Source organism: Aeromonas sp. FDAARGOS 1402 (genome assembly GCF_019046925.1).
Classification (GTDB): domain Bacteria; phylum Pseudomonadota; class Gammaproteobacteria; order Enterobacterales; family Aeromonadaceae; genus Aeromonas; species Aeromonas caviae.
Window position 1 is genome coordinate 135,952 of record NZ_CP077201.1, and the last position, 17,613, is coordinate 153,564.

At 62.5% G+C, this 17,613-nt stretch carries 14 protein-coding genes and 1 riboswitch; of the genes, 9 read left to right on the forward strand and 5 right to left on the reverse strand.

Features of this window, described 5'->3' with window-relative positions:
- Positions 1-49: 49 nt before the first annotated feature.
- The 4 genes from I6L32_RS00600 (at position 50) to I6L32_RS00615 (ending at position 4,654) form a co-directional block, all read left to right on the forward strand.
- Positions 50-637 (forward strand): hypothetical protein, encoded by a 588-nt coding sequence (locus I6L32_RS00600; protein WP_103244459.1) that lies wholly within the window; start codon positions 50-52, stop codon positions 635-637.
- A 305-nt stretch (positions 638-942) separates the two neighbouring features.
- Positions 943-1,962, forward strand: coding sequence for a porin OmpA (gene ompA, locus I6L32_RS00605; RefSeq protein WP_010673501.1), 1,020 nt, complete (start codon positions 943-945; stop codon positions 1,960-1,962).
- Between the two features lie 412 nt (positions 1,963-2,374).
- A complete protein-coding gene (gene ompA / locus I6L32_RS00610; RefSeq protein WP_039039303.1) occupies positions 2,375-3,376 on the forward strand; it encodes a porin OmpA in 1,002 nt (333 codons plus the stop codon).
- Positions 3,377-3,595: 219 nt separating this feature from the next.
- Positions 3,596-4,654, forward strand: a complete 1,059-nt coding sequence (locus I6L32_RS00615; RefSeq protein ID WP_216944511.1) for an OmpA family protein — start codon at positions 3,596-3,598, stop codon at positions 4,652-4,654.
- Positions 4,655-4,728: 74 nt separating this feature from the next.
- Here I6L32_RS00615 and I6L32_RS00620 read toward each other — a convergent pair whose 3' ends face one another.
- Together I6L32_RS00620 and I6L32_RS00625 are read right to left on the reverse strand one after the other, a co-directional pair.
- A complete protein-coding gene (locus I6L32_RS00620; RefSeq protein ID WP_010673498.1) occupies positions 4,729-6,423 on the reverse strand; it encodes an NAD-dependent malic enzyme in 1,695 nt (564 codons plus the stop codon).
- A gap of 55 nt (positions 6,424-6,478) precedes the next feature.
- Positions 6,479-7,336 (reverse strand): AraC family transcriptional regulator, encoded by an 858-nt coding sequence (locus I6L32_RS00625; protein WP_041213342.1) that lies wholly within the window; start codon positions 7,334-7,336, stop codon positions 6,479-6,481.
- Positions 7,337-7,456: 120 nt separating this feature from the next.
- Here I6L32_RS00625 and I6L32_RS00630 point away from each other — a divergent pair, with 120 nt between their 5' ends.
- Both I6L32_RS00630 and I6L32_RS00635 read left to right on the forward strand, forming a co-directional pair.
- Positions 7,457-8,836 (forward strand): MATE family efflux transporter, encoded by a 1,380-nt coding sequence (locus tag I6L32_RS00630; RefSeq protein WP_041213343.1) that lies wholly within the window; start codon positions 7,457-7,459, stop codon positions 8,834-8,836.
- Positions 8,837-8,987: 151 nt separating this feature from the next.
- Positions 8,988-9,236 (forward strand): YciN family protein, encoded by a 249-nt coding sequence (locus I6L32_RS00635; protein WP_010673495.1) that lies wholly within the window; start codon positions 8,988-8,990, stop codon positions 9,234-9,236.
- Positions 9,237-9,266: 30 nt separating this feature from the next.
- Here I6L32_RS00635 and I6L32_RS00640 read toward each other — a convergent pair whose 3' ends face one another.
- Entirely contained in the window at positions 9,267-10,406 is a 1,140-nt protein-coding gene (locus I6L32_RS00640; RefSeq protein ID WP_216944512.1) for a diguanylate cyclase, read from the reverse strand.
- A gap of 243 nt (positions 10,407-10,649) precedes the next feature.
- Between I6L32_RS00640 and I6L32_RS00645 the strand changes: the two genes are divergently transcribed.
- Positions 10,650-12,047, forward strand: a complete 1,398-nt coding sequence (locus I6L32_RS00645; RefSeq protein WP_124244459.1) for a nucleobase:cation symporter-2 family protein — start codon at positions 10,650-10,652, stop codon at positions 12,045-12,047.
- A gap of 100 nt (positions 12,048-12,147) precedes the next feature.
- On the forward strand, positions 12,148-12,861 hold the full coding sequence (locus I6L32_RS00650) for a protein ligase (RefSeq protein ID WP_128342527.1): 714 nt from the start codon (positions 12,148-12,150) through the stop codon (positions 12,859-12,861).
- 201 nt (positions 12,862-13,062) lie between these two features.
- Here I6L32_RS00650 and I6L32_RS00655 read toward each other — a convergent pair whose 3' ends face one another.
- Positions 13,063-14,439 carry a sodium:alanine symporter family protein gene (locus tag I6L32_RS00655; RefSeq protein WP_216944513.1) on the reverse strand — a complete coding sequence of 459 codons (1,377 nt, stop codon included), beginning with the start codon at positions 14,437-14,439 and terminating at the stop codon, positions 13,063-13,065.
- Positions 14,440-14,703: 264 nt separating this feature from the next.
- Positions 14,704-14,814, reverse strand: a riboswitch (glycine riboswitch).
- 506 nt (positions 14,815-15,320) lie between these two features.
- On the opposite strand from I6L32_RS00655, the gene I6L32_RS00660 reads away from it, so the two are divergent.
- Positions 15,321-16,469, forward strand: a complete 1,149-nt coding sequence (locus tag I6L32_RS00660; protein ID WP_216944514.1) for a type III PLP-dependent enzyme — start codon at positions 15,321-15,323, stop codon at positions 16,467-16,469.
- A 65-nt stretch (positions 16,470-16,534) separates the two neighbouring features.
- Here the strand turns inward: I6L32_RS00660 and I6L32_RS00665 are convergent, their stop codons facing one another.
- The gene (locus tag I6L32_RS00665) at positions 16,535-17,503 is read right to left on the reverse strand and encodes a calcium/sodium antiporter (RefSeq protein ID WP_010673489.1); all 969 of its coding nucleotides are present in this window, start codon (positions 17,501-17,503) and stop codon (positions 16,535-16,537) included.
- Between the last annotated feature and the right edge of the window lie 110 nt (positions 17,504-17,613).

Genomic DNA, 17,613 nt, shown 5'->3' on the forward strand with positions numbered 1-17,613 from the left:
CGGCCATCCCTCGTATAATTCGCCGGTTATTTTCAAGAGAGTCATCAACATGGCATTTCCCGGCATCATTTCCCGTCTTCATTCCGACCCGGACTCCCTCCCCCGTCAGCTCGCCCAGGGTCTGCAGACCCGGGCCGAAGCGTTCTGGTTGCCCATGGCCATGCAGGGGGACGCCACCACCGTGCTGGCGGCCCTCCCGGACAGCTGCAGCCTCTATCTTGAAGGCCAGGCGACGCTTCCCCTGCGCAGCCACGACGGCGTCGTGGCAGAAAACGGCACCCTGGCACTGGGCAATGGTCATACGATGACGCTGGCCAGGGAGAAAGGCGATGGCGGCATCGTGCCGGAAGAAAGCCTCGCCGAGATGGCCCAATGGCTGGAAGCGGGTCATCGGCACTTCATCTGCTCCACCGCCGTCCAGCCCGTGGCGCGGGCCATCCTCAACATCTGGCCTCTCGATCCCTACCTCGCCCGTCACTTCTTGCTCAGTTTCACACCCTTGCTGTGCGAAGCAACTGAGGCGGACTATCTTGCTGTCCTCTCGGTCAGGGCGGGTGACGCCACCCCGCGGCACGCTTGGGCTGAGGCTTATATGAAGCTTGAGAAGAAACTGCATCGCGCCTACTTGGATCACTAATAAATCCCAAGAAACAGCTAGTTATCCCTACGACACAATTTGCCCCATCCCTTATCTGTGAGCTTGATCATGTTTTGAAATGGGCATAAAGTGCGCCACGTCATCGGAATGACGTCGGCTGTTCGTGGCGGAGTATGCATTGTCGACAGTGCAACCCGCGCACTTGTGCACCCAGATATGTGCCTCCTGGATGGATCTAGGATCCCTGTTCGCACCAACGTCGTTGGTCGACAGAGCCAGCAGCTTACATAAATTACAAAGTGCGAAGCACGTGAACAACGTGCCATCTCAACGAGGATTATTTTATGATGAAAATGGCTCCTTCCCTGATCGCCATCGCTATGGCCACCATGGGTGCAACTGCAGCTCACGCCGCTGACGACATCTACTTCGGCGCCGGTGTTGGTGCAACTCACTTCAACGGTCTGAACAAGATCGAAGGCGTGAACGTTGGCGAAGAAGATGCGGCTGCTGCCAATGCCTTCGTTGGTTACAACTTCAACGAATACTTCGGTTCCGAGCTGGGCTACCAGTACACCGGCCGTGGCAACACCGACGGCAACCGTTACGAGAGCCAGGGTGCCACCCTGTCCGGTATCGCTCGTCTGCCGCTGGGCAACGATTTCTCCCTGTTCGGTGAAGCTGGCGCCTACTGGGGCCACACCGACGGTCTGGGCACCAGCGATACCAAAGTATCCCCGCTGGCCGGTGCCGGTGTGACCTACAAGGTCAACGACGCGCTGGATCTGCAAGCTCGCTACCGCTACATGTGGGACGTGGCTGACCTGCACGCCGACAACGTACGCTACAAGTCCAACCAGAGCGTTGCGACCCTGGAAGCCGTTTACCACCCGTTCCGTACTTCCTACGTAGCGCCTGCTCCGGCCCCGGTTGTTGAAGAAGCACCGGCCCCGGCTCCGCAAATCGTTGAGAAGAACTTCGCCCTGAACTCCGACGTGCTGTTCGCCTTTGGCAAAGACAGCCTGAAGGCCGAAGGCGTGCAAGCCCTGAACGCTCTGTACCAGCAAATCGTTGAGTTCCAGCCGAAAGACGGCAACGCCGTTGTTGTTGGTTACACCGACCGTATCGGTTCCGACGCTTACAACCAGAAGCTGTCTGAAGCTCGTGCCCGCACCGTTGCCAACTTCCTGGTCAGCAAGGGTATGGCTGCCAGCAAGGTTGCCATCGAAGGTCGCGGCGAAGCCAACCCGGTCACCGGCACCAAGTGTGACGGCGTCAAGGCCAAGGCTCAGCTGATCTCCTGCCTGGCTCCGGACCGTCGCGTAGAAGTTCGCGTATCCGGCGTACAAGAAGTTCAAAAGTAATCTGACTTCGCTCAGGTAACGTAAAAAAGGGGATGCCACGGCATCCCCTTTTGCTGTCTCTCTCCTCCCCCCAGCGACACTCTCTGTCTCACCTTTTCTCCCCTTTACCCCCGTATTGCGGCCCCGCGACACCGGTGTCGGCGCTGCATATCTGTGCAGAAACTTGATCACGCTGATTCAAAAGAATACAGTAGCAACGCTTGTAAGACATTGGATGAACTATTAAAAGTGCTCAGTGCCCGGTTAGTTGTCCATGGAGAAACAGCTTCATGAGAATCCAGGTTTCCATCCATTTTTTATTCAAGCCGTCCGTGATCCGCTCACGGTGTCGCACATGAAGTGTCATCTGCGACCGGTATAACAAAGAGTGCGCAGTACGCCCATAGCACGGCAACTCAACGAGGATAAAACGATGAAAATGAAAATGGCACCAACCCTGATTGCTCTGGCCATTGCAGCCATGGGAACCACCACCGCTCAGGCGGCCGACGACTGGTACACGGGTATGGGTGCAGGTTGGGCCTATGGCCACGACCTGGATACCTTCGGCCAGGATGCTGACAAGGACGCCACCGCGCTCTCCCTGTTCGGCGGTTACAACTTCACCGAGAACTTTGCCGCCGAGCTCGGCTATCTCTATGCCGGCAAGGCTGGCGTCGATGGCGTCGACTTCAAGACCCAGGGTGCCACCCTGTCCGGTATCGCACGCCTGCCCATGAATGACATCTTCTCCGTCTTCGCCGAAGGGGGTGCCTACTTCAACCACGTCAACGGCAACGGCCAGAGCGACAACGGGACCTCGCCGCTGGCGGGTCTGGGTCTGACTGCCAAGCTCTCCGACCTTATCGACCTGCAGGCCCGCTACCGCTACATGTGGGATCTGGGTGACGATCAGAAAACCTGGAAAACCGACATGAGCGTCGCCACCCTGGAACTGGTGATGCACCCGAACCGCACCACCTATGTGGCACCGGCCCCGGCACCGGCTCCCGAGCCGGTTCCCGAACCCGTCATGGTCGACAAGAACTTCTCCCTGAGCTCGGACGTGCTGTTTGCCTTCGGCAAATCCACCCTGAAGCCGGAAGGGGCTGCTGCGCTCAACACCCTGTATCAGCAGATCGTCGACGTCCAGCCGAAAGATGGCAGCGCCGTGGTGGTGGGTTACACCGACCGCATCGGCTCCGATGCCTACAACCTGAAGCTGTCTGAAGCCCGTGCCCGCACCGTGGCCGACTTCCTGGTTGGCAAGGGTCTGCCGGCTGGCAAGGTATCCATCGAAGGTCGTGGTGAAGCCAACCCGGTCACCGGTACCCAGTGTGACGGCATCAAGGCCAAGGCTCAGCTGATCGCCTGCCTGGCACCGGATCGCCGCGTCGAAGTGCGCGTCACCGGCGTACAGGAAGTGCAGCAATAAGAGGTTGACCACCTGTTGCAAAAAGGGGCCATTCCGGCCCCTTTTTTAATGCCCGCACGGCACCACCAACGCGGGCTGCCCACCTGCCTGCCCCACCGATTCTCCATACAGATGCGTCACTTAAATGGTTAAAGCGCTCACATCGCCTATACATAATGTTGGCTATACATAGCAAAGGGCTGGGAGCCCTATAACACCCAACATCGACGAGGATACGCGATGAACATAAGACTGAAACCTGTGTGGATTGCATTGGCACTGGCGACGAGTGCCGCCCAGGCGGCACCTGTTCACGACTGGTATGTGGGGGCTGGGGGTGGTTGGGCCTTTGCCCATGACATCGATGATTTCAGCCAGGACGTCGGCAAGGACGCAACCGCCATCAACGCCTTTGTCGGCTACAACTACAACGAGAATCTGGGGGCAGAGCTCGGCTACCTCTCCACCGGTGACTGGGATATTGCCGGCCAGGACTTCAACAGCAAGGGGGCCACCCTTTCGGTCATTGGCCGTTTGCCCCTGGGGGACATCTTCTCTGTCTTTGCCGAAGGGGGCGGTTATCTCTATCACGTCGACTCCGTCAACGGGGGAGATGACAATCTTGCTCCCCTGGCGGGTCTGGGCCTGACCGCCAGACTGAGCGACTGGGTAGACATCCAGACCCGCTACCGCTACATGGTGCGAGTCGGGGACGATCCTGACAACGACAAGGTGGGCAGCGGTACCAAACGCTGGGTCAGCGACATCAGTACCGCCACCATCGAGCTGGTGCTTCACCCCAATCGCACCCTCGCCGCAGTGCCGGTGGCCGCGCCTCTGGTCGTGGCACCGCCGCCCCCGGCTCCCGAGCCGGTGGATCAGACCTTCAACCTGAGTTCGGATGTGCTGTTTGCCTTTGGCAAGGCGGAGCTCAAACCGGAGGGGATGCAGGCACTCGACGCCCTCTACCAGCAGATCGTCGACGTCAAACCCAAGGATGGCAACGCCATGGTGATGGGCTACACCGACCGCATCGGCTCGGATGCCAACAACCAGGCACTGTCGGAGGCCCGTGCAAGCACGGTCGCCAACTTCCTGATTGGCAAGGGGCTGCCCGCAGACAAGGTGAGCATCCAGGGCAATGGCGAGAGCAACCCGGTCACCGGCACCCAGTGTGATGCCATCAAGGCCAGGGCTGCCCTCATCGACTGCCTGGCCCCGGATCGCCGGGTCGAAATCCGGGTCACCGGTGTCAGCAATCCCGCCGAGCCCGCCCCCGCCGAGCAACCGGCACAATAACCTCCTCTTCCTTCACAGCCGTGCACAAAAAAGGGATGCCGAGGCATCCCTTCTGCATGTCTGTCCCCTTGGGATCAGAAGGAAGTACGACGATAGCGGCGGTACTCGGGGCGCCAGAAGTTCGCCTCGATGGCCTGATCGATCACATCATCGGGGGTCTGCACCGCCTTGCCCTGCAACATGGCGGTCTTGGCCACCATCTTGGCGATGTAGCGGGAGACCTGATGGATGTCCGCCAGATCCGGCAGCAAGGAGCCCTCTTCCCCCTTCACCAGGGGTGAACAATCCGCCAGGGCGCGGCTGGCCGACATCAGCATGGCATCGGTCACCCGGTTGGCACCGGAGGCGATCACCCCAAGGCCGATCCCCGGGAAGATGAAGGAGTTGTTGCACTGGGCGATGACGTAGCGCTTGCCCTTGTACTCCACCGGTGCGAACGGGCTGCCGGTGGCGACCAGCACCTGGCCGTCGGTCCAGCGAATGAGATCCGCCGGGGTGGCTTCCACCCGGGAAGTGGGGTTGGAGAGCGGGAAGATGATGGGACGGGCACAGTGCTTGTGCATGGTCTTGACCACCTCTTCGGTAAACAGACCCGGCTGGCCGGAGACCCCGATCAGGATGTCCGGGCGACCGTGTTCCATCACCTCCAGCAGGGAGATGTTGTCCCCCACCGGCCACTCCTTGATCCGCTCGATCGGCTGGGAGAGCTTGCGCTGGAAGTCGAGCTGGTTGGGGATCTTGTCGGTGATGAGACCGAATCGGTCCACCATGAAGACCCGGCCCCGCGCCTCGGCGTCGGTCAGCCCTTCGGCCTTCATCTGCGCCACGATCTGCTCGGCGATGCCGCACCCGGCACTGCCCGCCCCGAGGAAGGCGACCCGCTTCTCGGAGAGCTTGGCACCGGAGGCCTTGCAGGCGGCGATGAGGCTGCCCAGGGTCACCGCGGCGGTCCCCTGAATGTCATCGTTGAAGCAGCACAGCTCATCCTTGTAGCGGTTGAGCAGCGGGGTGGCATTGCCCTGGGCGAAATCCTCGAACTGCAGCAGGATGTCCGGCCAGCGGCGCTTGACCGCCTGAATGAAGGCGTCGACGAACTCGTCGTACTCTTCGCCGGAGATGCGCGGATGGCGCCACCCCATGTAGAAGGGGTCGTTCAGCAGCTGCTGGTTGTTGGTGCCCACATCCAGCACCACCGGCAGGCAGTAGGCCGGGGAGATGCCGCCACAGGCGGTGTAGAGGGAGAGCTTGCCGATGGGAATGCCCATGCCGCCGATGCCCTGATCCCCGAGGCCCAGGATGCGTTCGCCATCGGTGACCACGATCACCTTGACGTTCTGCTTGGTGGCGTTTTGCAGCATGTCATCGATCCTGTCCTTGTCCGGATAGGAGATGAAGAGGCCGCGGGCACGACGATAGATGTTGGAGAACTCCTCGCACGCCTTGCCGACCGTCGGGGTGTAGATGACCGGCAGCATTTCGGTGAGGTGGTTGTTCAGCAGGCGGTAGAAGAGCGTTTCGTTGGTATCCTGGATGTTGCGCAAATAGATGTGCTTGTCCATGTCGTTGCCAAACGCCATGAACTGGCGATAGGCACGCTCTGCCTGCTCTTCGATGGTTTCGATGTTCTGGGGCAGCAGACCTTCCAGATTGAAGCTGCTGCGTTCTTCGCTGGTGAAGGCGCTGCCCTTGTTGAGCAACGGCGTCTCCAGCAGGGCTGGACCTGCGTAGGGAATGTAGAGGGGACGTTTCTGATTATTATCTTCAAACATGGATCGGTACCTTGACTGTGTGGCCCGTCGATCCTATGGGCTTGAGCCAACAATTTCAAAGGGTTTGCACCTCCCTTGCGAAAGGTTTGCGACCCAGTCGACGAAAGGCCCCCGGAGTCTGACCCGTCAGACGCCGAAAACGGTTGGCAAAGTTGGCGCCGTCGCTGTATCCGACCCGGGCCGCCAGCTCGGCCAGCGGCCAGTTGGTGTAGAGCAGCAACTGGCGCGCCTTGTTCATGCGAAGCCCGGTGAGCCAGGCCATGGGGCCCATGCCGAACACCTGCTGGCAGAGCCGGTGCAGATGGGGCACCGAGCAGGCCATCTGGTCGGCCAGCAGGGCCACGCTCCAGGGCTCGTCCAGACGTGCCTCCACCCGCCGAAACAGCGCCTGTAGCCGCAACTCCGGCGTGCCGCGCACCTCCCCCTGCAGGGTCCGCTCCAAGAGCGCCAGCAGCAGGCTCAGCAGCTGGGGCTGGAGCGGCGAACGTATTCCCTCCCCCTGCATCAGGCTGAGCAGGTGGTAGAGCTGCTCCCCCTCCTCCCCCTGCCAGATGCGATGGCCAAGCCGGTGCAGATGCTGCCAGCGCGGCACGTCGTCCAGCAGGATCCAACTGGTATGCCAGGCTTCCCCCACCAGCCTGAGGCCCCCCGGCACGGCGGCCGGGAGAAAGACCAGGGCTCCCGCCGGGATGGGCTGCTCCCCGCCATCGGTGAGCAGGGCGCCCCCCTCGTCATGGCTCACCATCAGGATATGAAACTCCGGTCGGTTGCGGCGGATAAGGTAGTGCTCCCGTATCGTCGAGAGGCCGGTCAGGAAGACGCCTGCCTCCCCAAGCAGGGGCAGCCCTTCGCGTCCCAGCATCCGCTCTTCGCAGGCCGGGGCGATTTCCAGACACTCGCTGATAAATGGCATAGCACCTCAACAGGATAGTTTTGCACAAGAAAGCCGAGAGAGGCTCACAGTGAAGCCTCCCGATATCACCCCTATCATACCCACGACAAACCCTGATTTTTACCAACCCGGTTAACATAAATGAATTATTGGCAAGCGATTTTAAAACAAACCACCGATCGCGAGTTCATGACGCGACTGTGGCGACTGGCCCTGCCGGTTTCGCTGCAATCCATGATGTTCTCCCTGCTCGGCCTCATCGACATCATGATGGTGAGCCAGCTCGGCACCACGGCTGTGGCGGCGGTCGGCTTGGGCAACCGGGTCTTCTTCTTCAATCTGCTGGTGATAGCGGGGCTCTCGGGCGGGGTCTCGGTGTTGGCGGCACAATATTTCGGCCGTGGCGAGATGGCCGGGGTGCGCCGCTCCCTGGCCCTGGCCCTGGTGGGCGCCCTGGCGGTGAGCCTGCCCTTTGCCCTCGTCTATGTGCTCTCACCGGGCAGCGTGCTCGGGTTTGCCAGCCAGGAGCCCGCGCTGCGCGAGCTGGCCGACGAGTTCCTGATGATCACCGGCGCCACCATCCTCTGCACCGCCGTGGTGGTGCCCCTGGAGTCGGCCCTGCGCTCGGTGGGCAATGCCGCGGCGCCGACCCGCATCGGCATCATCGCCATCATCGCCAACGTCATCCTCAACTATGCCCTCATCTTCGGCCATTTCGGCGCCGAGGCCATGGGAGTAGCCGGTTCCGCCTGGGGCACCACCCTTTCGCGCCTGCTGCAGACCGCGCTGCTGCTTGCCTATGTGTGGCGTGCCGAGCCCCGTCTCATCCCGCGCAAGCAAGACTGGCTCGCCGCCTTCAGGCGCAAGGAGGTGGTGCGCTTCACCCTGATCGCCCTGCCGCTGTTGCTGCACGACGGGCTCTGGGCCTTCGGCATGCTGCTCTACGGCTTCCTCTACGCGCACCTCGGCACCGACGCCCTGGCCATCATGACCACCCTCGGCACGCTGGAGAGCATCCTCATCTCCCTCTTCTTCGGGCTGGCGGTGGCCTGCTCCACCCTGCTCGGTCACCGGCTCGGGGCAGAGGAGTATGACGAGGCCTGGCAGCACTCCCAGCTCTTCCTGCTGCTTGCCCCCGTCGGCGCCCTGCTGGTGGGGACCGCCGTCTGGCTGATGCAGGGCAGCCTGCTGCAATGGGTCGGCAACCTACCGGGCGAGCTGATGACTGAGGCCGGCCAGGTGCTCGCCATCATGTGCCTCGGCATGCTGCTCAAGGTGTTCAACATGGTGGGGATCGTCGGGGTGCTGCGCTCGGGGGGGGACGTCAACTACAGCATCTTCATCGACATCGTCGGCATGTGGTGCATCGGCCTGCCGCTGGCCTGGGTGGCGGTCAGCCTGCTGGGCTGGCCCCTCTCCTGGGTGGTGGCGGTGGTCCTGCTGGAGGAGCTCTCCAAGGTGCTGCTGGTGCAGCGCCGCATTCGCCAGCGGCGCTGGCTGCGCAATCTGGTGCTGGGATAAGGGAAGAGCGCAAAGCGGGAAAATGCGGGGTCATATCAATGACAGAAAATCCCGCTTTGCAGTATGCTGGCCCCCTCTTCAATCAGAGGCGGGGTGCGCCGGCCATGCCGACCCTTGTGCCCCTGCCCAGTAGTCGTTTAAGGAGACGAGCATGCAACCACAAAAAGAGCGGATCACCGAGACTGCCCTGCTGGAGATGGCCAACAAGATCATTCGTGAACACGAGGACTTCATCCACGGCATGCGCGCCGACTCGGTGGAGCAGAAGGGGGACATTCTGGTGTTCAAGGGGGAGTTCTTCCTGGCAGAGGACGGCACCCCGACCGGCAAGACCATGGCGGTGTTCAACATGTTCAAGCTGCTGGCCCAGCAGCTCTCCGGCAAATACACCCTGGCCTGACGCCAGCCCCGTCATCACCGGATGCCGCCCTCAGGCGGCATCCGTTTTTGTGCGCCCAGCATCGCCAGCGGGTTTGCCGGCCTCGGCCACCACGCAGTTGCGACCCGCCATCTTGGCCATGTAGAGGCACTCGTCCGCCCGGTTGAGCAGATCCTCCACCCCCTCGCCACGCTGGGCCAGGGTCAGACCGATGCTCACCGTCACCTCCAGCAGCTCGTCGGAGGTGGGGCTTTTCACCAACCGCGTCTCCACCGCGACCCGCAGCCGCTCCGCCACCCGCTTGGCCTGTGCCAGATCCGTGCAACCGGGCAACAGGATGGCAAACTCCTCCCCGCCGTAACGCCCGAGCACCATGCCGGGCTCCAGCTGCTCCGACAGGGTGGCCGCCACCTCCTTGAGCACCGCATCCCCCGCCAGATGGCCGAAGGTGTCGTTGATGCGCTTGAAGCGGTCCAGATCCAGCAGCAGCACCGCGAAGGGGGCCTGTTTGCGGATCATGGCGGCCCTCGCCTTCTCGAGCTGCTTCATCAGCAGGCGGCGGTTCATCATGCCGGTCAGCTCGTCCGTGGTGGATTCCCGATAGAGTTGCAGCAGCATGTTGAGCTGGCCGCACTGCACCCAGGCGCTGGCGATGGCAAAGAGCCCCAGCAGCCAGACTTGGTTGAGGGTCTGCACGCTCCAAAGAGGCTGGCCCACCAGCAGCCAGTTGCCCGCCAGCATGGTGGCCAGAATGCCCCCCGCCAGTTGCAGGCTGAGGGAGAGGGGAATGGGGAAGATGGCGAACAGGCTGATGAGCAGATAGGGGAAGGCCATGTAGCCCGCCTGCATCTCCTGATCCGCGCCGAAGCTGTGCAGGCAGATGAGGGAGAAGAGCATCATCACCGCCATCAGGTAGCCCAGCGCCAGCTTCATGCGCTCGCGCTTGAAGTGGATGAGATAGGAGAGGGGGATGAGGGGCGAGAGGGCCAGCAGGCAGAAGATCCTGACCTGGAACAGCGCCTCGAACTGGATGGCTGGCAGGGTCAGCCAGTCCACCAGGGCCCAGCTCGGGAGCCCCGCCATCAGCAGACAGGTGAGCAGCCGCAGCCGCACCGTCATGAAGCCCATCCGGGTCAGGGTAAAATCTTCGGAGTGGGCGCGGGCACTCCAGAACTCCGACAGCTTCAGCATCCAGAGTCTCCATCTTCGAACCGAGGGCTCATTCTACACCGTCCCCATCCTGATGCATCAGCCTCCCTCCCCTTTGTGAGGGATCGGTCTCACACAAACCGGCGGATCTTAATCGCCACAGGAAAACGTTTCAACCCATCAGGAAATAAACGAGTTTGCGCTCAATTAGCGCTGGAAAGCGCGATGCCAATCACTAAAATAGCGCCCAATTTTCTCCCCTTCCCCCACACATTCGAGGTATTTATGGAACAGGCTGCCGCCCCAAGCGCCATCCGAGAGGCCCATCCCCCCAGGCGAGCCCACAGCGAACTGGTCTACGGCATCGAGGATGTCCCACCCTTGCCCCAGACCCTGTTCGCCGCCCTGCAGCATATGCTCGCCATGTTTGTCGCCATCATCACCCCGCCCCTCATCATCGCCAATGCCCTCGGCCTCCCCGCCGACGACACCCGCTACATCGTCTCCATGTCCCTGGTCATGTCCGGCATCGCCTCCTTCATCCAGACCCGCCGTTTCGGCCCCCTCGGTTCCGGCCTGCTCTCGGTACAGGGCACCAGCTTCAACTTCCTCGGTCCCATCATCGCCTCCGGCCTCGCCCTCAAGCAGGCAGCCATGCCCACCGAGGATCTGCTGGGCACCCTGTTCGGCACCATGCTGGCAGCGGCCCTCACCATCGTCGTCATGAGCCGCTTCCTGCACCTGGTCAAACGGATCATCACCCCGCTGGTGACCGGCATCGTGGTATTGCTCATCGGCCTGACCCTCATCAAGGTAGGGCTCATCAGCATGGGGGGCGGCTATGGCGCCCTGGCGGACGGCAGCTTCGCCAGCCACACCAACCTCTTTCTCTCCCTGCTGGTACTCGGCCTCATCGTGCTGATGCAGCGCAGTCGCAATCCCTGGCTGCGCCTCTCCGCCATCATGATCGCCATGCTGGCGGGCTATGCGGTGGCGCTGCTGCTGGGCAAGGTGGCAGCCCCCACCTTCGACGGCCCCCTGGTGATGGTGCCTGTTCCGCTCCACTACGGGCTCGGCTTTGACTGGCAGTTGTTCGTGCCGCTCGCCATCATCTTCGTGGTGACGGCGCTGGAAGCCATCGGCGACATGACCGCCACCTCCGACATCTCCGGCGAGCCGCTGGAAGGGCCGGTCTACATGGCGCGGATCAAGGGGGGCGTGCTGGCCGATGGCGCCAACTCCATGCTGGCGGCGGTCTTCTCCACCTTCCCCATGTCCACCTTCGCCCAGAACAACGGCGTCATCCAGCTGACCGGTGTGGCCAGCCGCCACGTCGGCCTCTTCATCGCCGCCATGCTGGCCCTGCTCGGCCTGTTCCCGGCGGTGGCGAGTCTGGTACAACAGATCCCCGAGCCCGTGCTCGGCGGCGCCACCATCGTCATGTTCGGCACCATCGCCGCCGCCGGGGTGCGCATCATCTCCCGGGAGGAGCTGGACCGCCGCGCCCTGATGATCCTGGCGGTGTCGCTCGCCATGGGTCTCGGAGTGGCCCAGGTGCCCGAGGTGCTGCAACACCTGCCGGAGCTGGCCAGGAGCGTGCTCTCCTACGGCGTCGCCACCGGCGGCCTCACCGCCATCCTGCTCAATCTGCTGCTGCCCAGGCGCGCCGCCGCACAGGCCTGACACTCCGCCATCCTTGCACCAAAGCCCCGCCATGCGGGGCTTTACCTTGTTTGCCCCCGCGCGTACTGTGCTTGGCAGCCTCTGCCAAAGGATGCCTCTCATGCCTTATACCCTGCTGCCCCCGCCGCCCGCCCACCAGACACCCGACCAGATCCTGGCCGAGGAGCAGCGCTGGCTGCGGGAGTGCGCCGGTGACGGCGAGCCCAGAGCCCTCCTCTGGCAGGGCCCCCAATGCCTCATCGTCACCCGCAAGGATACCCGTTTGCCCCGCTACCAGGCAGCCTGCGAGCAGCTGGCCGCCGAGGACTGGCCGGTGTTCGTGCGCGACAGCGGCGGCACCGCCGTGCCCCACGGCGCCGGCATCCTCAACCTCTCCCTCATGCTGCCCCGCACCACCACGGATCTGGCCCACTACTACCGGCTGCTGGGGGCGCCCCTGCTCGCCCTGCTGGAGGAACACGGTCTTGCGGGCAGCTACGACTTCGTGCCCGGCTCGTTTTGCGACGGCCAGTACAACCTGGTGATCGGAGGGCGCAAGGTGACCGGCACAGCCCAGCGCTGGCTGGCGCCGGGCCGGGATCACGACGGCGCCGTGCTGGCCCAGGCCATGCTGCTGGTGGCGGGGGATGTGGACGAGGGCACCCGGATGGCGAGCCGCTTCTACGAACTGGCCGGGGGCGAGCTGCGCTTTGCTCCGGGCACCTCCACCACCCTGGCCCACGCCATTGGCTGGCAGGGGGATGAGGCGGCCCTGGTGAGCCGGGTGAGCAGGGCGCTGGCGCAGCGGCTCACCGGAGATATTCCCTCCCCCTGACCCTCTTTGGGTGACAAGCGCCGCCATTCATTGCGTAAAATGCAAAAAAGCCACGATGAGCGTCGTGGCTTTTGCGTATTTCGCACAGATATTGTCAGAGGAGCCGGGATCAAGCCCCGGGTTTTGCCATCCCAGCCCGGATCCCGGTTGACACCATGGACAGGAGCCAGGTGACAGGACTTCCCGCAGGCCCGCTTCTCATCAGGCCGTCTGCGGCTCGGGCTCGGATTCCGTATCCCGGTCGCGGCTGAAGTAGGCGCGGGTCTCGGCAATCACCACGTGGCGCAGGCCGATGAGGCCGATGAGGTTGGGCACCGCCATCAGGCCGTTGACGATGTCGGCCAAGAGCCAGATCAGGTCCAGATGGAGGAAGGCACCGCTCGCCACCAGCACCAGATAGATGAGGCGGTAGGGTTTGATCGCCTTCACCCCGAACAGGTACTCGGTGCAGCGCTCGCCGTAGTAGTTCCAGCCAAGGATGGTGGTAAAGGCGAAGAACAGGAGGCCGATGCTCACCAGATACTGGCCCACATGGGCATCCAACCCCTGGGTAAAGGCCAGACTGGTCATGGCCGCACCGCTTGCATCGCCGCTCCACACCCCGGTCACCACCAGCGTCAGGCCGGTCATGGTACAGATGATGAGGGTGTCGATGAAGGTGCCGGTCATGGAGACCAGCCCCTGCTCCACGCAGGAATCGGTCTTGGCCGCCGCCGCCGCGATGGGGGCCGAGCCCAGCCCCGACTCGTTGGAGAAGACCCCGCGCGCCACCCCGGACTGGATCGCCAGCATGATGCCGGCGCCGACGAAGCCGCCGGTGGCCGCATGGCCGGTGAAGGCGCTCCCGATCACCAGCATGACCGCATCGGGCAGGGCGCCTGCATTGTTCACCAGCACCCCGGCACAGGCGACGATGTAGAAGATGGCCATGAAGGGCACCACCTTGCTCGACACGCTGGAGATGGACTGGATGCCCCCCAGGGTCACCAGCGCCACGATCAGGGTCAGCACCACGGCGGTCACTTCACGGGGTACCGAGAAGGAGAGGCTCATGGCATCACTGATGGCGTTGACCTGGGGGAAGGTACCGATGCCGAAAAAGGCGACGCCGATGCCGAACAGGGCAAACAGCTTGGCGAGCGGCCTGGAGCCGAGCCCCTTCTCCAGATAGTACATGGGGCCACCCGCCATCTGGCCGTTGGCGTCCTGCTGGCGATATTTCACCGCCAGCAGGCACTCGGCGTACTTGGTGGCCATGCCGAACAGGGCAGCCATCCACATCCAGAACAGGGCGCCGGGGCCGCCCAGCTTGATGGCGGTGGCGACCCCGACGATGTTGCCGGTGCCTATGGTGGCGGAGAGGGCGGTGCACAGGGCACCAAAGCTGGAGACATCCCCCTGCTTGCCCTGCCCCTGATCGCGGCCAAAGACCAGCTTGAGGGCCAGCGGCAAACGCACGATCTGAAGCAGACCCAATCGCCAGGTGAGATAGATACCGGTCCCGACCAGCAGGATCAGCAGGGGGGGACCCCAGATAAAGCTATCGATGGCGGCGAGCGCCGATTGAATTGATGACATGCATCCTCCTTAAAAAACAACGATTAAGGAGGAGAAGGATGATCTTCCCATAGGTGTCGCGATCGGCCAGAGGCGATCGGATGCGGGCCAAAAACGTGTTCACACTCTTGCTGCGAGGTCGTGATCAAGGGTTATGCGCAGCTCGCTTATCTGGGACCGAGAGGCTCATGTATTTACATACACTCCGGTTCCTGCGCTGCTCTTTACCTTGCTGACGACCTCTCGTGACAGACCGTGAACAGTTCCAAGCTCAGGTACAACCATCCCATCCCCTCTGTCCTTTTGCCTGAGAGTTTCCGGCGCCAGATTGCGATGCAATCACGGTGCCTTGCTCCTTCGGCGCCCGATTCAACGGGTCTCTCCAGAGTATCGTCCAGTAGCAGTCCACACCGGTTGCCCGGTACCTGAAAGATTCACTTCTTCGGTGGATGGTTGCCCATCGCTCTCCTGCTACCTTCATCCGAACTAGTTTGGATTAGGAAGCGGGCATGGTAATCCAAAAAATGTGAGCTGTCTCGCACTCCCTGGCCCCGGCGCCCCCTTTTTACCTGGCCGCAACCCCCAGGCCTGATGTTATTAGTTCGTTAACTATCAATAGCTTATCAAGCTCCCTTAGGGGGTGCTCCCCATCACGGCCCTGATCGCTTCCCGTATCAAGAGCCTGTTTCGTCTCGACCAGAAAAACTTGCCGACATATCCAATCAAAATGCTTGCACACAAACTCAATAAGCCGATAATCCCGCGCATAACTAAGCACTTTGCAAGGGAGTTATGCAATGTGCCTGGTGGGTCCCTCCGGACCGCTCGCCTGAGCCGGCCGTCGCCGGTTCAATCGCATATGGCTTGGGCATATCACGCCCCCTAAGGACTATCAAAAGAGAATGAACGAGACCCTGGTCGCACAAGATTACCGTCAGTTGGTTGAACAATTCGGCTCCCCCCTGCTGCTGCTCGACAAGGCAGCCGTCCGCAAACAGTATCGGGCCCTGGCGGCCGCCCTGCCCGATGTGCGCTTGCATTATGCACTCAAGCCCCTGCCCCACGAGGCGGTGGTCTCTGTCTTGAAGGAAGAGGGGGCCTGTTTCGATCTGGCCACCAATGGCGAAGTGGATCTGGTGCGCAGCCAAGGGGTTCGCCCGGGACGCTGCATCCATACCCATCCCATCAAGCGTGACAGCGACATCCGTTATGCCCTGGAATTCGGCTGCACCGTGTTTGTCTATGACAACCCGCTGGAGCTGGAAAAGTTCCTGCCCTACAAGGATGAAGTGAAACTGCTGCTGCGGGTCAGCTTCCCCAACCCCGAGACCAAGGTCGATCTCTCCAAGAAGTTCGGCTGCACCCCGGAGCAGGCACTGCCGTTGCTGCAACTGGCCCAGGCCAAGGGGATCAAGGTGATGGGGCTGTCGTTCCACGTCGGCTCCCAGGTACCCCACGCCCGTCGCCACGTGCAGGCCATCGACGCCTGCCGCGAGATCATGGAGCAGGCCTGGGAGCTCGGACTCAAGCCCTGGGTGCTGGATATCGGCGGCGGCTTCCCGGTGGACTATGACGGCGGCGAGTTCGACATCGACGGTTTCTGCGCCCCGATCCGCGAGGCCCTGGCCAAGCTGCCCGCCACGGTGCAGAAGATTGCCGAGCCGGGCCGCTTCATCAGCGCGCCGGCCATGACCTCGGTCTCCAGCGTGATGGGCAAGGCCCACCGCGGCGACAAGATCTGGTACTACCTGGATGACGGTCTCTACGGCAGCTACAACGGCCAGCTCTACGACCACGTCACCTACCCGGTGAGCACGCCCTATGCCCACGGCGAACTGCACAATGCGGTGCTCTCCGGCCCCACCTGCGACAGCGTGGACGTCATCCGCGACAGCATCATGCTGCCGGATCTCGAGATCGGCGAGCTGGTGGTGGGTCGGGTGATGGGGGCCTACACCTGGGCCTCCGCGTCCACCTTCAACTTCTTCCCCAAGGCGAGCATCCTGATCCTGGACAGCGCCCAGAGGCAGAAGCTGGTTGCCGTGGCCTGAGACCAGGACCCGCGCACAAAAAAGAGGGGACGCCGCGGCGTCCCCTCTTTCATTTCATCACCAGACTAGATGAACTGGCTGGTCAGCAGCCAGCCGGTGTAGGCGACGAAGCAGGCGAGCAGCACGCCCCCCTCCAGCCGGTTGATGCGCCCCTGCCCCTTGCGGCCCAGACACATCACCAGCAGCAACAGGGTCAGCCCCATCATGATGCTCCAGTCGCGGGAAAGCACTTCGGGCGCCACCTCGAGCGGGTGGATGCCGGCGGCGATGCCCACCACGGCCAGGGTGTTGAACAGGTTGGAACCCAGCACGTTGCCAAGGGCCAGATCGTGCTCGTTCTTGCGGATGGCGATGAGGGACGATGCCAGCTCCGGCAGGGAGGTCCCCACCGCAACTATGGTCAGGCCAATCACCAGATCGCTGATGCCAAAGCCCTGGGCGATGGTCACCGCCCCCCACACCAGCAGACGGGAAGCCCCGATCAGCAGCACCAGGCCGACGATGAGCCAGAGGATGGCGCTCTTGAGAGACATGCCCTCGGAGACGATGTCCTCCTCGGTATCTGTATCCAGCGCATCCCCCTTGCCGTTCATGCCGGCCCAGATGGACCAGCCCATCAGCACAGCGAACACGGCCCCCAGAATGGCGGCATCCATCCGGCCCAGATTGCCATCGATGAGCAGGGCGCCGGAGAGCAGGGTGATGCCGAGCAGGATGGGGATCTCCTTGCGCACCACCTGGGAGGCGACGGCGATGGGGCTGATCAGGGCGGTCAGACCCAGGATCAGGGCAATATTGGTGATGTTGGAGCCATAGGCATTGCCGAGCGCGAGCCCGGGATTGCCCTGGGAAGCCGCCAGCGCGGAGACCACCATCTCAGGGGCCGAGGTACCAAAACCGATGATCACCATGCCGATCAGCAGCGGCGGCATACCGGCGTAACGGGCGGTGGCGGCGGCGCCGTCCACGAACTTGTCGGCACTCCAGACCAGCAACGCCAGTCCGGCAATCAGGGCAACAAAAGCCAGGGTCATATTGTTCTATCTCATCCACGGCATACACGAGAGCCAGGCAAGTTGCCTGGCTCCATCCAAACGCGGCCTCAGTGTAACGGGGCCGCTTGCTATTTCAAGGTGTAATCAAA